This window comes from Hyphomicrobium zavarzinii ATCC 27496, assembly GCF_000383415.1.
GTDB lineage: Bacteria > Pseudomonadota > Alphaproteobacteria > Rhizobiales > Hyphomicrobiaceae > Hyphomicrobium_C > Hyphomicrobium_C zavarzinii.
Map to the genome: position 1 here is coordinate 579,344 of NZ_KB911258.1, position 19,408 is coordinate 598,751.

Below are 19,408 nucleotides of genomic sequence, written 5' to 3' on the forward strand. Positions count from 1 at the left end.
GCGCGATATGACCCACTTGTATGGATTGGACGCCTACAATCTCCGACCGCCAAGGTCCGCTCTACCAGCGCATCGTCAATGCGCTGGCGGATGACATTGCCTCCGGCCGCCTTCATCAAGGACAGGCGCTCCCCACGCATCGGGCGCTTGCGACGGCGCTGGGCGTGGACCTGACAACGGTGACGCGCGCCTACACGGAAGCACGGCGCCAGGGCCTGACGGAAGCGCGCGTGGGCCGCGGAACGTTCGTCAGGTCGCGCCCGGGCACGCTTCGCGCGCCCGCATCTCCCGGCATCGACCTGTCGATGAATCTACCGCCGCAACCGGCAGAGGCTGATCTCGACGGCCGTCTGGCCAAGGCCCTGTCCGAGATCCGGGCGGAGCAGAGCCTAGCGGCTTATCTCACGTATCAGCAGCCCGGCGGCACGTCGGCCGAGCGGCAGGTGGCGGCGGAATGGCTGCATCGTCTTTTCCCCGCCGTCGGCTCCGACCGCCTCGTCATCGCACCGGGCACGCAACCGGCACTCTTCTGCCTGCTTCAGATGCTGGTTCCCACGGGCGGTGCCGTGCTCACAGAGCGGCTCACCTATCCGGGCCTCAAGGCCGCAGCCGCCGTGGCAGGTATCACGCTGATCGGCGTCGAGAGCGATGCCGACGGCTTGAAGCCGGCAGCCCTCGACCGGGCGGCGCGCGAGCACGCGGCCAAGGTCGTCTACCTGATGCCGACGATCCACAATCCGACCACCACCACCATGCCGGCCGAGCGCCGGGCGCGCATTGCCGAGGTCGTCCGCAAGCGGGGGCTCACCCTGATCGAGGACGATCCCTATACGTTTCTCTGCCCGGGCCTTCCACCGGTGGCGACGTTCGTTCCGGAGCGCGCGTACCTCGCGGCGAGCCTGTCGAAATGCATCGCGCCGGGCTTCCGCACCTCGCTTGTCGTCGTGCCGGATAGCGCAATCGCGGCGCGCTTTTGCACGACGTTGCGCGCCACCGTGCAGATGCCCGCCCCGCTGATGGCTGCGGTCGTGACGCGATGGCTGCGGGACGGCACGGCGGACGAGATCATCGCCGCGATCCGCACTGAAGCGAAAGAGCGCCAGACGCTGGCGCGAAACGCACTCGCAGGCCACCCCTTCACTGCGCATCCGAACGGTCATCACGTATGGCTGCCCATTCCCGATCGCTGGTCCGCAGCGGGCTTCGCCGCGCATCTCCATGGGAGAGGCCTCGCCGTCGTGACAGGCGAAGCGTTCGCCGTGGACGGTCCCGCCCCCAACGCCATTCGCATCGCGCTCGGCGCCGCGCGCAACCGCATGCAACTCGCCAAGGCGCTCGAAATCCTGTCCGAGGCACTCAATGCACGCGCGCCCGGCGAGGCCGTGGTGTGAAGTCTCGCGGCGGACAATAAAAAAGGGCCCGCCAATCAGGCGAGCCCTCTCTCGGTTCCGGCATGCGCGTTACGAGGCGACCGCTTCTTCGATCACCTTGTAGGCTTCGTCCGCATTCTCGTAGACCCGCGTTTCGAGGCCACGGCGGCGCAGCGCGTCCTGCAGCTTCGTGCGCGTGATCACGCTCGTCGCATAGCGGGCCATGCGCGCATAGTGGTGCTTGCTCACATACGCCACCATGTCGGCGTACTCGTCGTAAAGGTCTTCCGCGATCCGGCAGCCGTCCTGGTTGACGATGGCGTTGACGCGGCGGCCCGCGGCCGTGCACGCGTCGATGATCGCCTTTTGAAGGTCGGTGACATCCGCCTTCTTGCGCACGCTCCAAGCCTCGAGGTTGATCGAGAGAACGTTGAGGGCAGCGTCGTAGCTGATGCGGTCCTTGAGGTTGAGATTGAGCAGATCCGCCAAAAGACCCATCGGCTCGTCGCGGAAGAGCGCAGGGTTCATCGTGATCGGCCGATGGATATGCGGCTTGAAAGCCATGTGCGGAAGGATGTCGCGATCGATGTCGATGCCCGGAGCAACCTCGATCAGCTCGAGGCCGTGATCCGTGAGCAGGAACACGCAACGCTCCGTCACATAGATCACGGGCTGCCCCTTCTGCGCGGCGTAGGTGCCGGAGAAGGTGACCTGCTCGACCTGCTTCACGAACTTGCGTGCGCGGCCTTCCTTGACGATTTTGAGCTTGCCGTCCTCGACAGCGACTTCGAGACCACCCGCCGTGAACGTTCCGGCAAACACCACCGCGCGCGAGTTCTGCGAGATGTCGATGAAGCCGCCGCAGCCGTTCAGCTTGCCGCCGAACTTGGAGGTGTTGACGTTGCCGAGGCTGTCGCACTCCGCCATGCCGAGGCAGGTGAGATCGAGACCGCCGCCGTGGTAGAAGTCGAACATCTGGTTCTGATCGAGGATCGAGTGCGCGTTGGCCGATGAGCCGAAGCTCGATCCGCCCGCGAGCACGCCGCCCACCGCGCCCGCTTCCGTCGTCATGACGAGCAGCGGCGTAACCTTCTCCTCGTTGGCGACGTTCGCGACGCCGTCCGGCGCGCCGACGCCGAGGTTGATGACGCCGTTCGGCGGCAGCTCGAACGCGGCCCGGCGCGCGATGATCTTACGCTCGTCGAGCTCCATCTTCGGCAGGCTGTCGACGGTGACGCGCACCTCGCCGGCGAGCGCGGGATCGTACATGACGCCGTAGTTCATGCGATGCATCTCGGGCGGATCCGCCACCACGACGCAATCGACGAGAATGCCCGGCACCTTCACGTCCTTCGGCTTGATCGAGCCGTCGGCGACGAGCCGCTCGACCTGCGCGATGACGACGCCGCCGTTGTTGTGCGCGGCCATCGCCTGCGCCAGCACGTCGAGCGTCAGGCACTCCTTCTCCATGCTGAGGTTGCCGAGCGGATCGGCGCTGGTCGCACGGATGAGCGCGACGTTGATCGGCGTCGCCTTGTAGAACAGCCACTCCTTGCCATCGACCTCGACCAGCTTCACCAGGTCTTCCTTGGTGACGGTGTTGACCTTGCCGCCGCCGAGACGCGGGTCGACGTAGGTGTGAAGGCCGACGCGCGTGAAGAGGCCCGGGCTTCCGGAAGCGCAGCTCCGGTAGAGTTTCGATATGACGCCCTGGGGAAGATTGTAGCCTTGGATCTTGTTGTCCTGCGCGGCCTGCGCAACCTTCGGCATGCGGCCGAAGTTGGCGGCGATCACGCGTTTCAGAAGTCCGTCGTGATGCAGGCGGCCGGTGCCCAGCCCTTTGCTGTCGCCAGCACCCGCGCACATGATGAGGGTGAGATCGCGAGGCGCCTTCGTCTCGACATACCGTTTCTCGAGCGCGGCATGCAGCATTTCCGGAATGCAGCTTTGGACAAAGCCCGTCGTGGCGATGACGTCGTTGTCCTTGATGCGGGCGATGGCTTCGTCGGCAGAAATGACCTTGTTTCTGTGCATCTCGTTCGTTTCCCCCAAGGCCTCCACTCTTCGCACTTTCCAGGAAGCAGGGTCGCTTGGAAAGCCGGTGGAATGCTCGATTTGTGAGGCTGTGGTATAGGCACGCGCAAAACGCCGGGCAATGGTCTGGCGACGCTGCCAATCGTCCTACACTAAGGGGTGGTGTTGGGACCTACCCACCCCCATTTCCCCATTAACGATGCGCTGCACTGCACCATGATCGCGGCGGGCCACACCTTCGCCGGATTGCTGGTTTGACCATGCGACCGTCAGGGGGCCGGAGGCAGCGCACGCGCTGCACCGGCATCGAGAATGGCCGGCGGCCATCCGCACGTCTTGGGGGAAGAACATGGTATTTCGTACTGCAGCAAAAGGCGTTCAGGACGGCTCGGATATCGCCGTCGAAAATGCGACACGCTTTTCCGGCGGCCTCGGCGCGACGGTGCTATCGGCGGTCGCTGTCCTGTTTTCGGGCTACAGCCTGTGGGACACGTCCCTCAAGAGTGCCGACCTTCAGGTGTTCGTGCCGCGCGTGATCTATTACGCCGCGCCCTATACCAACACCAATTTCGAGATGATCTCGATCCCCGTGACGATCACCAACGACGGCGCGGAGACGGGCACCGTCCTGCAGCTCGATCTCGCCGTGACGGATCCGAGAACCAAACAGACCAAGCACTTCTACGCCGCCGAGTTCGGCGTCTGGTCGATGGATCGCACCCGCACGCGCAGCTACACGGGCTTCGCGCCCATCTCGCTCGCCGGGCGCACGAGCCGCACGGAGTCGCTGCTGTTCTACACCCGGGGGGAGGAAGAGAAGCCCGAGCAGATCATTCGCGAGGTCGGACCCTACGAATTCACCCTGACGGTGACACAGGCCGAGAGCAAGAACACTCTGTTCGGCACGTCCACGCCTGCAAAGCCGATTTCCGTCAGCTTCGAGCGCCTCCTGCCGTTCTACGACGCCCGCGCGTTCGAGTCGGGCACCATCTCGATGAACGCCAAGGATTGGCAGACCTCCACGAACGCGACGTCGCAGTAAGGCAAGTGCCCGTGCGCGCTCCGAAAAACGCGAGACCGTTCTAGGGGCTCCCACGCATTGACTCGCGGCCGGGGGGCGCCATAGTTAACGCCGGTTTGCCCCTCCGGCGAGGACCCTGCTCATGACACGGATGATGACGGTTGCCGCAGTGCTGCTTGGCCTGCTGCCGGCGTTACTGTCCGTTGCCAACGCCCAGCAGTCGGGCGGTTTCACCACCAAGGCGCCGAACGCGATCCTCATGGATTACGATTCGGGCTCCATCATCTTTCAGAAATCGGCCGACGAGCTCGTTCCTCCCGCCAGCATGAGCAAGCTCATGACGCTCGCGGTGCTGTTCAAGGCGCTGAAGGAGGGCAAGCTCAAGCCGGAGGACGAGTTCCAGACCAGCGAATACGCCTGGCGCACCGGCGGCGCGCCCTCGGGCACCTCGGCGATGTTCATTCCGATCCACAACAAGACGCCCATCAGCGAGCTGATCCAGGGCATCGTCGTGCAGTCGGGCAACGATGCCTGCATCACCGTCGCGGAAGGGATGGGGGGCTCCGTGCCGGAGTTCGCGAAGATGATGGAGGCCGAGGCGCGGCGCATCGGCTTGCCGAAATCCACCTTTCGCAATTCGACCGGTCTCCACGACCCCGAGCACCTGATGACGGCGCGCGAGCTCGCGCTGCTCGCCCGCTACATCATCAAGAAGTATCCCGAGCAGTACAAAGTCTTCGGCCAGCGCGAGTTTCAGTATCGCAAGCACAAGTTCTACAACCGCAATCCGCTTCTCTCTGCCGATATCGGCGTCGACGGCATGAAGACGGGCCACACCTCGCAGGCGGGCTACGGCATGGTCGTGTCGTCTGTGACCGAGGGACGCCGCCTGATCGGCGTGATCATGGGCCTCGAAAACGAGAAGGACCGCCGGGACGAGACGCGGCGCATGCTGGAGTGGGGGGCGAAGAGTGTCGCCCGCGCCAAGCTGTTCAACGCCGGAGAGGCGATCGGCTATGCGCGCGTCTGGGGCGGCACCGATTTCTATGTGCCGCTCACCGGCGAGGGCGATCTCGAGGTCATCCTGCCGAAGTTCCCGGTGAACCAGAAGATCCGCGGCGAGATCGTCTATCAGGGTCCCTTGAAGCCGCCGGTCCGGAAGGGCGATCAGGTGGCCATGTTCCGCGTCACCAGCACGGTTCCCGGCAGTCCGGAGCCCATCGCCGTGAGCGAGACGCCGCTTTACGCGGAAATCGACGTCGACGAGGCCGGGTTCATGTGGCGCGGCGTGGACTCACTCCTCCATCTGGCCTTGCGCCTTGTGAAGCTCTGATTTTTCGTCGGGATGCGCGGGTGAAGGTGGCCGGTGGATGGCCGCCTCTGCGGGCAGCCATGGCGGAGGGGGCGTGGCGAATGCGTTTTACGTCTACATCATGGCTCGAACGGGGCCTGCGACTACGTCTTTTGATCTTGGGACCGGTCGACGTGAGCCACCCGCGGCTCGCGCGACCACACGATTGGCGGAACATCCGCAGCGCCTCTGGATCCCGGCCTGCGCCGGGATGACGCTTGTTTCGCGAGACGCGACGTCTTGTAGGACCGCGTTGCCAAAACTCTCCGTCACCCCGATGAAGATCGGGGTCCAGAAACGTGTAACGTAGGGGCGCCATTCAGGCCATAGCCCCGCATCGCCCCTCATAACATGGCCGGGCTCGACCCGGTCATCCAGGGTGAGGTGCTTGTGGTGTCCATTTCTTCACCGCCAGGCATGAGCTGCGGGGATTTGCTTGATCTCGGGCGGCGACCCACTAGTCTCCGCCGCATGGCACGTGGACTGTTCATTACATTCGAGGGCGGCGAAGGCTCCGGCAAGTCGACCCAGGTGGCTCGGCTGGCCGAACGGCTGCGCCACGGCGGTATCGAGACCGTGGTGACGCGGGAGCCCGGCGGCACGCCGCTGGGCGAGAGCGTGCGCGCCCTCGTGCTCGATTCTTCGCCGGAGCCCGTGACGGAGCTGTTGCTCTTCGCGGCGGCACGCGCCGAGCACGTCGGCAAGCTGATCCGTCCGGCGCTGGACCATGGAACGTGGGTCGTCTGCGATCGCTTCATCGATTCGACGCGGGTCTATCAGGGTCTTCTCGGCGGCGTGCCGCGAGACCTCATCGGCGCCATCGAGAGCCATTCCGTCGCGCCCACGGTCCCGGATCTCACCTTCGTGATGGATCTTCCCGCCGAGGTCGGCCTGAAGCGGGCGGAGGCCCGCGGAGCCCTCTCGCGCTTCGACGCGCAGAGCACAGATTACCATCGCCGCTTGCGGGAGGGCTTTCGCGAGATCGCCCGCGCCGAGCCCGCGCGCTGCCTCCTGATCGACGCCGATCGCGATCCCGACACCATCGCCGGGGAAATCTGGCGGACGGTCGCGGAGCGTTTCCTTGTGAAGGCCCCATAGCGATGGCCCGCGCTCCAGCCGTCCAGGAGATCGAGGAGCTGCCCGAGGCCGATCGCCTCGAAGGCTTTCCGCACCCGCGCGCCACCCAGCGCGTCTATGGCCACGAGGCCGCCGAGCACATGCTCGAAGCCGCGTTCGCATCCGGCCGCATGCATCACGCCTGGCTGGTCGCAGGCGCGGAAGGCATCGGCAAGGCCACGCTCGCCTATCGCTTCGCCCGTTACGTGCTGGCCGATCCCGCCGAGCGAACGCCCGGGACCCTCGACGTCGCGCCGGAGACGCGCGCTTTCCGCCAGGTTCTCGCGCTCTCCCATCCGGGCCTGCTCGTCATCCGCCGCGCCTACGATCAGAAGGGCAAGCGCTTCCCGGCGAGCATCCCGGTCGACGAGGTGCGCCGCCTCAAGACCTTCCTCGGCCGCACCACAGATGACGACGCCTGGCGCGTTGTGATCGTGGATCGTGCGGACGAGCTCAACATCTCGGCCGCCAACGCGCTCCTGAAGTCGCTCGAGGAGCCGCCGCCGCGCACCGTGTTCCTTCTCATTTCGTCGGCTCCGGGACGCCTTCTCGTCACGATCCGCTCGCGCGTGCGCACGCTCGATTTGGCCCCGCTGGCGGAGGAGCCTCTGCGCCGCGCCGTGACCCAGGCCTTCGCGGCGAGCGGGGAGGAGGTATCGGGCGGCGCCCCCACCCCCTCGGAATGGGAACGGCTGGCGCGCCTCTCGGGCGGAAGCGTGCGCCGTGTCCTGTCGCTGCACGCTGCCAAGGGGCTCGCGCTCCACGACCGCATCTCCGCTATCTTGAGCGGTCTGCCCACGGTGGATTGGGGTGCCGTCCACGCGCTGGGGGACGAGCTGTCCAGCCAGGCGGCCGACCAGCGCTACGAGCTCTTCTTCGAGCTTTTGACCGACTGGGTGGCCCGTCTCGTCAACGCGGAGGCCCGGGGCGAGGGGGATCCGGCCGAAATTGCCCTTGCGCGGCGGTTGATCGGCCCCGCTCGGCTTGCCACCTGGGCCGGCTTATGGGAAAGAGTGGCCGCGGACAAAGCCGAGACGGCGGCCCTCAACCTCGACCGGAAGGCCCTGATCCTCGACGTATTTACCCGCCTTGAGGCGGCCGCGCGCACGTGAACGGTTTTACCAGTGAAGGCCCGCTCGACGATGACCCGGTTCATGTCAGTGCCGATGCGCCCCGGCCGAATGTGACGGCTTGTCCGCGCGCGTTCGGCAGCGTGAACGATCGGCCAGTGAAACCCGGCGACAACCAAGTCTCCAAGAGGTCCCATGAGCGGGCGAGCTAAATTCTACATCACCACGGCGATCTCCTATCCCAACGGCGTTCCCCACATCGGACACGCCTACGAGGCAATCGCCACCGACGCCATCGCACGCTTCGAGCGTCTCGATGGCAAGGACGTGTTCTTCCTCACGGGCACTGACGAGCACGGCCTCAAGATGAAGCAGACGGCGGTGAAGGAGGGCCTCACACCCCGCGCGCTCGCCGACCGCAACGCCGCGCGCTTCATCGAGATGGCGGCCACTCTGGGCCTGTCCAACGACGACTTCATCCGCACCACCGAGCCGCGTCACTACGAGACGTGCGAGGAGATCTGGCGGCGCATGGAGAAGGCCGGCGACATCTTCAAGAAGAAGTATGGCGGCTGGTATTCGGTGCGCGACGAGACCTACTACAAGGAATCGGAAACCGAGGTCCGCGAAGGCGTGCGCTACGCCATCCCGACGGGCACGCCCGTCGACTGGAACGAGGAGGAGACGTACTTTTTCCGCCTCTCCGCCTACCAGGATCGCCTGCTCGCCCACTACGACGCCAATCCCGATTTCATCCTGCCCGTGGAGCGCAGGAACGAGGTCGTGAGCTTCGTGAAGAGCGGGCTCGAGGATCTTTCGATCTCCCGTTCGACGCTCGACTGGGGCATTCCCGTACCGGATGCGCCGGGCCACGTCATGTACGTGTGGGTGGACGCATTGACGAACTACGTCACTGCGACCGGCCTCCTCAACAAGCCGGTCGGGCCGCGCGCGGACTTCTGGCCGGCGGACGTGCACGTCATTGGCAAGGACATCGTGCGCTTCCACGCCGTCTACTGGCCGGCCTTTCTGATGTCGGCGGGTGTCGATCTGCCAAAGCGCATCTTTTCGCATGGGTTCGTGCTGAACAAGGGCGAGAAGATGTCGAAGTCGGTCGGCAACGTGGTCGATCCGTTCGATCTCGTGCGCGCCTATGGCCGCGATCAGCTGCGCTACTTCTTCCTGCGCGAGGTGATGTTCGGCCAGGACGGCAACTATTCGCCGGAGGCCATCGCCAACCGCATCAACGCTGACCTCGCGAACAACCTCGGCAACCTCGCGCAGCGCTCGCTGTCGATGATCTACAAGAACTGCGACGGCAAGATTCCGGAGCCGGGCGCGTTCACGGCTGAGGACAGCGCGATCCTCGCGGCAACGGACGCCCTCTATGGCGAAGCCCGCGCCGCGATGGATAAGCAGGCCGTCACCCGCTACCTCGACGCCGTGTGGGCAGTGATCGCGGACGCCAACCGCTACTTCGCGGCCGAGGAGCCGTGGGCGAAGAAGAAGACGGACCCCAAGCGCATGGAGACCATTCTCTATGTGACGGCCGAGATCGTGCGCCAGTTCGGCATCCTCGCGCAGCCTGTTATGCCGGAGCTTGCGGGCAAGCTGCTCGACCTGCTGCTGCCTGGCGATACGGAGGCGCGCGCCTTCGCGAAGCTCGGAGCCGCCGGCCGCCTTGTGCCCGGCGCCGCGATCCCCGAGCCGCAGGGCGTCTTCCCGCGCTACGTGGATCCGGAGGAGGCTGCGAAGCCCGCCCCTGCGCCCAAGCCGCCGAAGCAGAAGAAGGGCGGAAAGCCCGAGACGACCTAAATCAACCCCTTGCCCACCGCATTCCGTTAAGAGGGCGAGGGAGGAGTGCCCGATGCTGGTTGACCACCACTGCCACCTGGATTTCCCCGAGTTCGCGCCAGATCTCGCGGGTGTGGTCGCGCGCGCGAAAGCGGCCGGCGTCGGCACCATGGTCACCATCTCAACCCGCATCCGGAAGTTCGATCAGATCCTCGCCGTCGCGGAGCGCTTCGACGATGTGTGGTGCTCCGTCGGCACCCACCCGCACAACGCGGACGAGGAGCGCGGCATCCCGTCGAGCGAGATCGTGACGCTCTCGCAGCATCCGAAGGTGGTGGCGGTGGGCGAGGCGGGCCTCGATTACTATTACAAGAACGGCAGCCCCGAGGCTCAGGCCGAAGGCTTCCGTGCCCACATCGCGGCGGCGCGAGAAACCGGCCTCCCGCTCGAGATCCACACGCGCGAAGCCGACGCCGATACGCTCGCCATCCTTGAGGACGAGCACAAGAAAGGCGCGTTCCCCGCCGTGCTTCACTGCTACACCGGCGGGCGCGAGCTGGCGCTGCGGGCCGTCGATCTCGGTCTCTATGTGTCCTTCAGCGGCGTGATCAGCTTCAAGAAGACGGAAGCGTTGCAGGAGATCGCGCGCGACGTGCCGCTCGATCGCATCCTGGTCGAAACCGACGCGCCGTTCCTCGCGCCCGTGCCCTATCGCGGCAAGACCAACGAGCCCGCCTACGTCGTGCATACCGCGTCCGCTCTCGCGCGCATCCGTGGCGTCTCGGAAGCCGAGATCGCGCGCGCGACGACCGACAACTTTTTCCGCCTCTACACCAAGGCGCGGCGGCCGCAGACGGCGGAGATGGCCGCCCCATGAGCCTGCGTCTCACGATCCTCGGGTGCGGCTCCTCCGGCGGCGTGCCGCGCATTGGCGCCATGTGGGGCAGATGCGATCCGCAAAACCCCCGGAACCGCCGCCGCCGTTGCGCGATGCTGGTCGAGCGGCGCGGCCCGGGCGGCGTCACCAGCATCCTGATCGACACCCCGCCGGATCTGCGCGAGCAGCTTCTCTCCGTGCGCGCCGACGCACTCGATGCGGTGCTCTTCACGCATGACCACGCAGATCACACGCACGGTATCGACGACCTGCGCATGGTGGCCTACGCCATGAAGAGCCGCGTGCCCTGCTATTTCGATCCGGTAACGCGCGAAAGTCTCGTCACCCGCTTCGCCTATTGCTTCGAGACGCCGGCCGGCTCCACCTACCCGCCGATCCTCGTCCCGAAAACGCTGACTCCGGGCGAGATGATCAGCGTCGAGGGCGCGGGCGGTCCGATCGATGTGCTGCCCATCCGCCAGTTTCACGGCGATATAGAAAGCCTCGCGTTCCGGTTCGGCTCCGTGGCGTATTCGCCTGATGTGTCGGCGTTGCCGCTCGATTCGGTGGCGTTGCTGGAAGACCTGGATCTCTGGATCGTCGACGCGTTGCGCTACACGCCCCATCCCAGCCATTTCTCCGTGAAGGAGGCGCTGGAGCACATTGCGCGTCTCCGCGCCAAACGCGCCATCCTCACCCACATGACCGGCGATCTCGACTACGAGGCGCTGCGCCGTGAGCTTCCAGCAAACGTCGAACCCGCCTACGACAACATGGTGATCGAAGTCTGACAGGCGAACTTCGGCCGTGCCGCTCCCACATCGGCGTCACTCCGGCGAAGGCATGAGCCTGGACACGTCGAAGGCAGGCCTGAGAGTCCCATGTCCCAACGCGTCGATTGCCAGCAATCCGACAAGTGACGGTCGAGACCGAGATGAGGCATCCTGAGCACCACGCCTCCACGCGTGGACGAATGCCGTCTGGATCCCGACCTGCGCCGGGATGACGTCGGAGTATGGCGGGCCGTCAGCCTACATTCAACGTCACCCCGATGAAGATCGGGGTCCAGACACGTCGAAGGCAGGCCCGAGGTTCAAATGCCGAAGCACGCGCATTGGGCAGTTTCGCGCTGCTAAGCTCAGGCGTCGTTGCTGGCTGCGAGCGACGCGGCCACGCCGTCCGGATGATAGCGCACCACGTCCCCGTTGCGCTCGGAAGCAGGCAGGAGGAGGGGAAGCGCGAAGGCCGCAACCTGCGCCGGATCTGCGAGCTTGCTCTTGTCCTCGCCCGGGAACGCCTTGGCGCGGAGGCCGGTCCGCATGGGCGTGGGGTCGAGCAGCGCAACGCGCGCATTGGTGTTCGCGAGCTCTTGCGCGTAGGTCTTGGCCAGCGCCTCGAGCCCGGCTTTCGAAACGGCATACGGCCCCCAGTACGCGTCGTTTCCGTGAGCCGCTTCGCACGTGACGAACAGCGCACGGCCCGCGTCAGACCGCTTGAGCAGCGGATCGAGCGTGCGGATGAGCCGCCAGTTGGCCGTGAGATTGATGTCGAGCACGGAGTTCCAGGCATCGGCGCTCACATGCGGCAGCGGCGAGAGCGAGCCGAGAATGCCGCCGGCCGCGACCAGAACGTCGAGCTTGCCCCAGCGCTGGTAGATCACCGGACCGAGCTGGTCGATGCGATCGGCGGCACGCAGGTCGAGCTTCAGGATCGTCGCGTGCCCGCCCACCGCGCGGATCTCGTCGTCGAGCTCTTCGAGAGCACCCGCCGAGCGAGCGCAGATGACGACGTGAGCCCCCTCGCGCGCCAGCGCCAGCGCCATTTCACGGCCGAGCCCTCGTGACGCGCCGGTGACGAGGGCGAGACGGTCCTTGAAGCGGGGGCGCGATGCCATGACTGGCCTTTCAGGCGTCTTCCGGGCGGAAGCGCGTTGGTTTTATCGTGAGCCAAGAAGGAGACTGTAAGCCGGGAAGCTTGCGGCAGAGAAGTGCCGCCTCTCGGATTAGTTTCCAAGAGGAAAGCACGCCGCAGGGCCGGATTTGTTCTAGAGGGTCATATGCAAGTCTAGGGCGTCGCTACACCAGCTCTCCGGATAGCTATCGCTCCGGGCACCACGCGCGCTCAAAAACGGGCGAGCCAGCCTTCGAGGCGCGGCCCAGTCCGACGCTCTCGGCGCGGGGAGGAACGAGAGGAGGGGGCCGCCTGCCGGGGCTAGCCCACTTCCGCGAGAAGCGAGAGCTGGCGCGTTCCGGCGAGACCGTTCTGGTCCGTCAGCTCGGTCGGGTACTCGCCGGTGAAGCAGTGATCGGTGAACTGCGGAGCACGCGCATCGCGGCCCTCGTAGCCCACGGCGCGATAGATGCCGTCCACGGAGAGGAACGCCAGGCTGTCGGCCCCCATGAAGGCGCGCATGCCTTCGAGATCGTAGTTGGCGGCCAGCAGCGCCTTCTTGCTCGGCGTGTCGATGCCGTAATAGTCCGAGTGCGTGATCGGCGGCGACGAGATGCGCATGTGCACCTCCTTGGCGCCCGCTTCGTACATCAGCTGCACGATCTTCTTCGATGTGGTGCCGCGCACCACGCTGTCGTCGATGAGCACGATGCGCTTGCCGCGAATGACGCCCGCGTTGGCCGAATGCTTGAGCTTCACGCCGAGCGCCCGGATCTGCTGCTCCGGCTCGATGAAGGTGCGGCCGACATAGTGGTTGCGGATGATGCCGAGCTCGAACGGAATGCCGGATTCGCGCGCAAAGCCGATCGCGGCGGGCACACCCGAGTCGGGAATGGGCACGATGACGTCGGCTTGGACGGGAGTCTCGCGGGCGAGCTGCACGCCCATCTGCTGGCGCACGTCATAGACCGACCGACCGCCGATGATGCTGTCGGGGCGGGCGAAGTAGATGTACTCGAAGATGCACGGGCGCGCGGGGCGGCGCGGATAAGGGCGATGGCTCTCGAGCCCCGCTTCCGTGATCACCACGACTTCACCGTTCTCGACCTCGCGCAGGAACTCGGCGCCCACGATATCGAGCGCGCAGGTTTCCGAGGCGAGCACGTAGGCATCGCCGATCTTGCCGATCACCAGCGGACGGATGCCGACCGGATCGCGAGCGCCGATCATCATGTCGTTGGTGAGGCAGACGAGCGCCCAGGCGCCTTCGATCTGCCGCGTCGCCTCGACGAAGCGCTCGACCATGCGCCGCTTCTTGGAGCGCGAGAGAAGGTGGAGGATGACCTCGGTGTCCGAGGTGGAGGGGAAGATGGCGCCGGAGCTGATCAGCTCCTGGCGGAGCGTGAGGGCGTTGGTGAGGTTGCCGTTGTGGGCCACGGCAAATCCGCCGGTATCGATATCCGCATAGAGCGGCTGGACGTTCTTGAGGGCGGGCTCGCCGGTGGTCGAGTAGCGGTTATGACCCACCGCCATGCTGCCCTTCAGGCGATGGATGACGCCCGCCTCGTTGAAGTTGTCGCCGACGAGACCGAGGCGCCGCTCCGAGTGGAACTGCTTGCCGTCGTAGGTCACGATGCCGGCTGCTTCCTGGCCGCGATGCTGAAGGGCGTGGAGGCCGAGCGCCGTGATCGCAGCCGCTTCGGGGTGTCCAAAAACACCGAAGACTCCGCATTCCTCGCGGAGTCTGTCGTCGCCCATCCGAGACAGGCCGAAATCAGGAAATTCCTCGCTCCCGGATTTGGGCGCGTGATCGTGCGTCATGGCTGCCTCCCGCTAAAGCATCCGCCGCAACTTCTTACGCAAGTACACGCAACAAGTACACGCAACGGGTGCTCGTCGCACACATCCGGAGGGTCTTACACCGCCGTTGCATGCGCGGAATATATGATAATCGAAGGACTGTTAAAGAGCTTTGTTGCGAATGTCGCGGATCTGTCACCGCCTATTGCGCAGGGGGCTCACTGGGGGCCGGAGGCTGCGACAGAGTGGTCGGCATATAGGTCTCGAGCGCACCCCGGATCACGTTTCCGGTGGCCCTGATATAGGGCGTGGACAGACCATCGCGTACCCATGGCAGGTGGTTCTGCTCGTCCGGAACAAAAGAAGCGTAGAACATGTAAGGGATTACGACGAGCAGGAAGCCGCGGGCCAGTCCGAACAGGAAGCCCAGGATGCGGTCGATCATGCCGACGCTGCTATCCAGGATCGCGTCCGAGATGCGGGCCGTGATCAAGTGAACAATGATGAGGACAATCAAAAAGATGACCGCGCCGATGGCAATCTGCGCCACCGCGACCTGCGTGTTGAGCTGGGCGGCCATGTCCTCGGCCACCTTCTTGTGATTCAACACGAAATAGAGGGTGGCACCGGCCGCCGCGATCCACGACAGGATCGACATCAGCTCGCGCGTGAGCCCGCGGTACATGGCGAGCAGCGCGGAAATGAAGCAGACCGCGAGCACGGCGGCGTCGAGATAGGTGAGCGGCCCGATCATGATCTAGGCTCCTCCAAAAGCGGGAAGCGGCATTATAAGCGATATCTTTGAGTGTCCCTGGCCGTTCAGTCGCATGGGAGAAGGTCCTCCGCAAGCTCCTTCAGATGGGAAATCCTGCGAAGTGTGAGCTTCGCCCCGTCGGCGTTCGGGTCGCCGCTGGCCGGGATGACGGCCTCCGTGAACCCGAGCTTGGCGGCCTCCTTGAGGCGGAGCCCCATGTGGGGGCTTGCCCTCACCGCGCCCGAAAGCGAGATCTCGCCGAAGTGGATCTGCTGAGGATCGAGCGCTTGGTTCGAGCGCGAGGCGAGAAGAGCGGCAGCGGCCGCGAGGTCGGCCGCAGGCTCCATGATGCGAAGCCCGCCCGCCACGTTCAGGTAAACGTCGTGATGGGCGAACGAGACGCCGCACCGCGCCTCGAGCACCGCGATCAGCATCGCGAGCCGGCTCTGCTCCCAGCCGACCACCGCGCGGCGTGGCATGCCGAGGCCGGAAGGCGCGACGAGCGCCTGGATCTCGACCAGGATCGGGCGCGTGCCTTCCATTCCAGCGAACACCGCGGTGCCCGGCGCCTTGATGTCGCGCTCGCCGAGGAAAAGCTCGGAAGGGTTGGCGACCTCGCGCAGCCCGGCGCCCGCCATCTCGAACACGCCGATCTCGTCCGTGGCGCCGAAGCGGTTCTTGGTGGAGCGCAGGATACGGTAGGTATGCCCCCGGTCGCCCTCGAAGGAGAGCACGGTGTCGACGACGTGCTCCACCGCCTTGGGCCCGGCGATCTGGCCCTCTTTGGTGACGTGTCCGACGAGCAGCAGCGCGCAGCCCGCAGACTTGGCGTAGCGGACGAGCGACTGCGTCGCCGCCCGCACCTGGCTCACGGAGCCGGGCGCGGCTTCGAGCGCGTCGGTCCATAGCGTCTGGATGGAATCGATCACGACGAGATCGGCCTTGGGCTCGGCTGCAAGCGTCGCGAGAATATTGGTGAGGCTCGTCTCGGCGGCGAGCGCGACCGGTGCATCCGCGAGGCCGAGGCGGCTCGCGCGGAGCCGCACCTGGGCCGAGGCTTCCTCGCCAGAAAAATAGATCGCGCGCCGCCCCGCGCGCCCGAGCGAGGCCGCAAGCTGAAGCAGCAGCGTCGATTTGCCGATGCCCGGCTCGCCCGAGATCAGCAGCACCGAGCCCGGCACGATGCCGCCGCCGGTGACGCGGTCGAGCTCCGGCATGCCCGTGAGCAGGCGAGGGGCTTCTTGAGGTGCCCCCGTAAGCGTTTCGAGCGTGAGCACCCGCCCTTTGCTGGCCTTGGCGAGCCCGGTCCCCGGCGGGGGCGGCGACGCCATCTCCTCGACGATGGTGTTCCAGTCGCCGCATGAGCCGCATTTGCCCGCCCAGCGCGCGGAGATCGCCCCGCAGCTCTGGCAGACGAAGCTCGATTTCGCGGCCTTGGCCATCTCTCACGCCCCTCCGCCGGTATGAGAGCGCACGAAACGCGGGCCGAGCCGGGTGAGAACCTCGTAGCCGATCGTGCCGGACGCCTTGCCGACGGCCTCGATGGGAAGATCGGGCGCGATCAGAGAAACAAGATCGCCGCGCTTCACCTCGCCTTCGACGTCCGTGACATCGACGGTGATGAGGTCCATCGACACACGCCCGACGATCGGCGCGAGCGTGTTGCGCACGAGAACGCTGCCGCCTGTCTGTCCGGAGGCCGCGCTCTGGAAACGGGCAAGTCCGTCCGCGTATCCGGCCGCCACGATCGCGAGCCGCGTCCGCCGCTCCGCCCGCCACGTGGCCGAATAGCCTACGGACGCGCCTGGCTCGACCGTGCGCAGTTGCAGAATGCGCGCCCGCACCGAGACGACCGGCTTCACCGGAGTAGCCCCGCCGCGAAAGGCCTGGCCGCCGTAAAGCGCGTAGCCCGGCCGCACGAGATCGTAATGATATGCGCGCCCCAGCATCAGCCCGTCGGACGCGGCGAGACTTGCGGGAGCCGCCGGCAGCAGCGCGCGCCGCCGCTCGAAGGCCACCCGCTGCGCTTCATTGTGCGGATCGTCCGGTTCGTCGGCACAGGCGAGATGGCTCATTACGAGACGCAGGTCGATCGCGGCGAGCAGGTCCGGCCGCGCCGCGAGTGCGCGCACCTCCTCCTCGCCGAGGCCCAGCCTATGAAGGCCCGTATCGATCTGGATCGCGGCGGGAACCGGTCCGCCGTGGCGAGACGCTTCGGCCGCCCATTCCTCCACGTCCTCGAGGCTCGAAAGCACAGGCGCGACGTCCGCCGCTCTCAACAGCGCCGCCGAGCCTCGCAACACTCCATCGAGCGCGAACAGGCGCGCGGCAGGTGCAAGCTGGCGCGCGGCGCGCGCTTCCTCGGGCGTGGCGACGAAGAACGTGCGGCACCCCGCGAGCGCGAGTGCCGGGATGACCTCCGAGGCGCCGAGCCCGTAGGCGTCCGCCTTGACCACGGCTGCGCATTCGGCTGGCCCGACCAGTCGCGAGAGCGAGCGCCAGTTCTCCTGCAGCGCATCGAGATCGATGGTGATGATTCCCGTCGCGTCGGGCGGAAGCGAAAGCCCGATCATGCCGCGCCTCTTTCCCTCTGCCCTGGCGGGAGAGGAATGCCGGCGCGACGACAGGGGCGAGCCGCGCGCACGTCGCCTCGACGGACCTGGGCCGCAATGGCTCTCACTCGTAGCGCTCGGGGAGCTGGAACTCGCGCGCAAGATTGCCGAAGCGCGTGTACTGGCTCTCGAACGCGAGCTGCACGGCGCCGACGGGACCATGACGCTGCTTGCCGATGATCACCTCGGCCTTGCCCGACACCGCCATCATTTGCGTCTGCCAATCGTTGAACTCCGGGGTTCCCTCGCGCGGTTTTTGCCGCTCGACGTAGTATTCCTCGCGGAACACGAACATGACAACGTCGGCGTCCTGCTCGATGGAGCCCGATTCACGCAGGTCCGAGAGCTGCGGCCGCTTGTCCTCGCGCTGCTCCACCTGACGGGAGAGCTGTGAAAGCGCAATGATCGGAACAGCGAGCTCCTTGGCAAGGGCCTTGAGGCCGGTGGTGATCTCGGTGATTTCCTGCACGCGATTGTCGCCCCGCTTGGAGGAGCCGGAGAGAAGCTGCAAATAGTCGACGATCAGAAGCTCCAAGCCCTTCTGCCGCTTGAGCTTCCTGGCGCGAGCTGCAAGCTGCGCGATGGAGATGCCGCCCGTCTGGTCGATGAAGAGCGGCGCGCGGCTCATCTCCTGCGACACGGCGACCAGCTTCCGGAACTCGTCCTCCGTGATCATGCCGCGGCGGATCTTTTCCGACGCGATCTCTGCCTGCTCGGAGAGAATACGGGTAGCGAGCTGCTCGGCGCTCATTTCGAGCGAGAAGAAGCCGACGCGCCCGCCTTCCAGCGTCTTGTCCGTGCCGTCCGACTGCTTCTCAGAGCGATAGGCCTTCGCGACGTTGTAGGCGATGTTGGTCACGAGCGCCGTCTTACCCATCGAAGGACGGCCGGCGAGAATGATGAGGTCCGACGATTGCAGGCCGCCCATCTTGTTGTCGAGGTCGTTGAGCCCGGTCGAAAGGCCGGAGAGGTGTCCGTCTCGCTCGTAAGCGGCGTTCGCCATGTCGATGGCGTGCGTCAACGCCGTGCCGAAGGTCATGAAGCCCTGGCCGTACTTGCCGCCTTCCGCAAGCTCGTAGAGACGCGATTCCGCCTCCTGGATCTGCGTCTCGGGCGGGAAATCGATCGGCGCGTCGTAGGCCGAATTCACGATGTCCTCGCCGAGCACGATCAGCGAGCGGCGCACGGCAAGATCGTAGACGGTGCGTCCGTAATCCTCGACGTTGATGATCGAGGTCGCGTTGGCGGCGAGCCGCCCGAGGTACTGCGGCACGGTGAGGTGCTGGTCGATGGGCTCGGCAGCATCGAAGAACGTCTTGAGCGTGATCGGCGTGGCCTGCTTGCCCGCCTGGATCATCTTGCCCGCCGTCTCGAAGATCTGCCCATGCAGGGGATCGAAGAAATGCACGGGCTGAAGGAACGCCGAGACCCGGTCCATGGCCTCGTTGTTGATCAGGATCGCGCCGAGAAGACCTTGTTCCGCCTCGATGTTGTGCGGTGCTTCACGGAACTGGATCGGCTCGGCCGCGGAGGCGGCTTCGCGCAGTTTTTCGGACTGGAGGAGTGCTTCGTTTGCCATGGGCGCACCCTAGCTCGCGCCCCGAGTCGCAGCGAGCACGCAGGCGCCCGCCCGCCGCGCCGTCCCCATTACCCACACCCCTCGAACTTCGCGCTTGTCTGAGGCGAATCGAACGCAAAAAAACACGTGGGCTGCACAAC

General features: G+C 65.9%; 15 protein-coding genes. 8 read left to right on the plus strand and 7 right to left on the minus strand.

What is annotated here, in order from left to right; genetic code table 11:
• Positions 1 to 20: 20 nt before the first annotated feature.
• The gene (locus F812_RS0113960; RefSeq protein WP_020086609.1) at positions 21 to 1,391 is read left to right on the plus strand and encodes an aminotransferase-like domain-containing protein; all 1,371 of its coding nucleotides are present in this window, start codon (positions 21 to 23) and stop codon (positions 1,389 to 1,391) included.
• Between the two features lie 69 nt (positions 1,392 to 1,460).
• Here the strand turns inward: F812_RS0113960 and F812_RS0113965 are convergent, their stop codons facing one another.
• Entirely contained in the window at positions 1,461 to 3,404 is a 1,944-nt protein-coding gene (locus F812_RS0113965; RefSeq protein WP_040498489.1) for an acyl CoA:acetate/3-ketoacid CoA transferase, read from the minus strand.
• Positions 3,405 to 3,753: 349 nt separating this feature from the next.
• Here F812_RS0113965 and F812_RS0113970 point away from each other — a divergent pair, with 349 nt between their 5' ends.
• The 7 genes from F812_RS0113970 to F812_RS0114000 all read left to right on the plus strand — a co-directional run bounded on the left by F812_RS0113970 (position 3,754) and on the right by F812_RS0114000 (position 11,424).
• A complete protein-coding gene (locus F812_RS0113970) occupies positions 3,754 to 4,446 on the plus strand; it encodes a hypothetical protein (protein ID WP_020086611.1) in 693 nt (230 codons plus the stop codon).
• Positions 4,447 to 4,567: 121 nt separating this feature from the next.
• Positions 4,568 to 5,758: a D-alanyl-D-alanine carboxypeptidase family protein gene (locus F812_RS0113975; RefSeq protein ID WP_245257681.1), complete on the plus strand. Its 1,191-nt coding sequence runs from the start codon at positions 4,568 to 4,570 to the stop codon at positions 5,756 to 5,758.
• A gap of 489 nt (positions 5,759 to 6,247) precedes the next feature.
• Positions 6,248 to 6,874 (plus strand): dTMP kinase, encoded by a 627-nt coding sequence (tmk, locus tag F812_RS0113980; RefSeq protein WP_020086613.1) that lies wholly within the window; start codon positions 6,248 to 6,250, stop codon positions 6,872 to 6,874.
• A gap of 2 nt (positions 6,875 to 6,876) precedes the next feature.
• Positions 6,877 to 8,004, plus strand: coding sequence for a DNA polymerase III subunit delta' (locus F812_RS0113985; RefSeq protein WP_020086614.1), 1,128 nt, complete (start codon positions 6,877 to 6,879; stop codon positions 8,002 to 8,004).
• A gap of 153 nt (positions 8,005 to 8,157) precedes the next feature.
• The gene (metG, locus tag F812_RS23950; RefSeq protein WP_020086615.1) at positions 8,158 to 9,777 is read left to right on the plus strand and encodes a methionine--tRNA ligase; all 1,620 of its coding nucleotides are present in this window, start codon (positions 8,158 to 8,160) and stop codon (positions 9,775 to 9,777) included.
• A gap of 52 nt (positions 9,778 to 9,829) precedes the next feature.
• Positions 9,830 to 10,633, plus strand: a complete 804-nt coding sequence (locus F812_RS0113995) for a TatD family hydrolase (protein ID WP_020086616.1) — start codon at positions 9,830 to 9,832, stop codon at positions 10,631 to 10,633.
• Complete coding sequence (locus tag F812_RS0114000) at positions 10,630 to 11,424, plus strand: MBL fold metallo-hydrolase (protein WP_020086617.1); 795 nt, start codon at positions 10,630 to 10,632, stop codon at positions 11,422 to 11,424. The genes F812_RS0113995 and F812_RS0114000 overlap by 4 nt, the downstream gene beginning before the upstream one ends.
• Before the next feature lie 347 nt (positions 11,425 to 11,771).
• Here F812_RS0114000 and F812_RS0114005 read toward each other — a convergent pair whose 3' ends face one another.
• The 6 genes from F812_RS0114005 to F812_RS0114030 all read right to left on the minus strand — a co-directional run bounded on the left by F812_RS0114005 (position 11,772) and on the right by F812_RS0114030 (position 19,268).
• On the minus strand, positions 11,772 to 12,527 hold the full coding sequence (locus F812_RS0114005; protein ID WP_020086618.1) for an SDR family NAD(P)-dependent oxidoreductase: 756 nt from the start codon (positions 12,525 to 12,527) through the stop codon (positions 11,772 to 11,774).
• Positions 12,528 to 12,844: 317 nt separating this feature from the next.
• Entirely contained in the window at positions 12,845 to 14,344 is a 1,500-nt protein-coding gene (gene purF / locus F812_RS0114010) for an amidophosphoribosyltransferase (RefSeq protein WP_020086619.1), read from the minus strand.
• 181 nt (positions 14,345 to 14,525) lie between these two features.
• Positions 14,526 to 15,077 carry a CvpA family protein gene (locus F812_RS23955; RefSeq protein WP_020086620.1) on the minus strand — a complete coding sequence of 184 codons (552 nt, stop codon included), beginning with the start codon at positions 15,075 to 15,077 and terminating at the stop codon, positions 14,526 to 14,528.
• Positions 15,078 to 15,142: 65 nt separating this feature from the next.
• Positions 15,143 to 16,519: a DNA repair protein RadA gene (gene radA, locus F812_RS0114020; RefSeq protein ID WP_020086621.1), complete on the minus strand. Its 1,377-nt coding sequence runs from the start codon at positions 16,517 to 16,519 to the stop codon at positions 15,143 to 15,145.
• Between the two features lie 3 nt (positions 16,520 to 16,522).
• On the minus strand, positions 16,523 to 17,650 hold the full coding sequence (gene alr, locus F812_RS0114025) for an alanine racemase (protein ID WP_020086622.1): 1,128 nt from the start codon (positions 17,648 to 17,650) through the stop codon (positions 16,523 to 16,525).
• A gap of 103 nt (positions 17,651 to 17,753) precedes the next feature.
• Complete coding sequence (locus tag F812_RS0114030) at positions 17,754 to 19,268, minus strand: replicative DNA helicase (RefSeq protein ID WP_020086623.1); 1,515 nt, start codon at positions 19,266 to 19,268, stop codon at positions 17,754 to 17,756.
• Between the last annotated feature and the right edge of the window lie 140 nt (positions 19,269 to 19,408).

What these genes read in the sequence shown, in the direction of transcription:
- F812_RS0113975 (WP_245257681.1), top strand. Translation starts at nt 4,568, where the DNA reads ATGACACGGATGATGACGGTTGCCGCAGTGCTGCTTGGCCTGCTGCCG.
- F812_RS0114005 (WP_020086618.1), bottom strand. Translation starts at nt 12,527, where the DNA reads ATGGCATCGCGCCCCCGCTTCAAGGACCGTCTCGCCCTCGTCACCGGC.
- F812_RS0113965 (WP_040498489.1), bottom strand. Translation starts at nt 3,404, where the DNA reads ATGCACAGAAACAAGGTCATTTCTGCCGACGAAGCCATCGCCCGCATC.
- radA (WP_020086621.1), bottom strand. Translation starts at nt 16,519, where the DNA reads ATGGCCAAGGCCGCGAAATCGAGCTTCGTCTGCCAGAGCTGCGGGGCG.
- purF (WP_020086619.1), bottom strand. Translation starts at nt 14,344, where the DNA reads ATGACGCACGATCACGCGCCCAAATCCGGGAGCGAGGAATTTCCTGAT.
- F812_RS0113970 (WP_020086611.1), top strand. Translation starts at nt 3,754, where the DNA reads ATGGTATTTCGTACTGCAGCAAAAGGCGTTCAGGACGGCTCGGATATC.
- alr (WP_020086622.1), bottom strand. Translation starts at nt 17,650, where the DNA reads ATGATCGGGCTTTCGCTTCCGCCCGACGCGACGGGAATCATCACCATC.
- metG (WP_020086615.1), top strand. Translation starts at nt 8,158, where the DNA reads ATGAGCGGGCGAGCTAAATTCTACATCACCACGGCGATCTCCTATCCC.
- F812_RS0113995 (WP_020086616.1), top strand. Translation starts at nt 9,830, where the DNA reads ATGCTGGTTGACCACCACTGCCACCTGGATTTCCCCGAGTTCGCGCCA.
- F812_RS0114030 (WP_020086623.1), bottom strand. Translation starts at nt 19,268, where the DNA reads ATGGCAAACGAAGCACTCCTCCAGTCCGAAAAACTGCGCGAAGCCGCC.
- F812_RS0113960 (WP_020086609.1), top strand. Translation starts at nt 21, where the DNA reads ATGGATTGGACGCCTACAATCTCCGACCGCCAAGGTCCGCTCTACCAG.
- F812_RS23955 (WP_020086620.1), bottom strand. Translation starts at nt 15,077, where the DNA reads ATGATCGGGCCGCTCACCTATCTCGACGCCGCCGTGCTCGCGGTCTGC.
- F812_RS0113985 (WP_020086614.1), top strand. Translation starts at nt 6,877, where the DNA reads ATGGCCCGCGCTCCAGCCGTCCAGGAGATCGAGGAGCTGCCCGAGGCC.
- F812_RS0114000 (WP_020086617.1), top strand. Translation starts at nt 10,630, where the DNA reads ATGAGCCTGCGTCTCACGATCCTCGGGTGCGGCTCCTCCGGCGGCGTG.
- tmk (WP_020086613.1), top strand. Translation starts at nt 6,248, where the DNA reads ATGGCACGTGGACTGTTCATTACATTCGAGGGCGGCGAAGGCTCCGGC.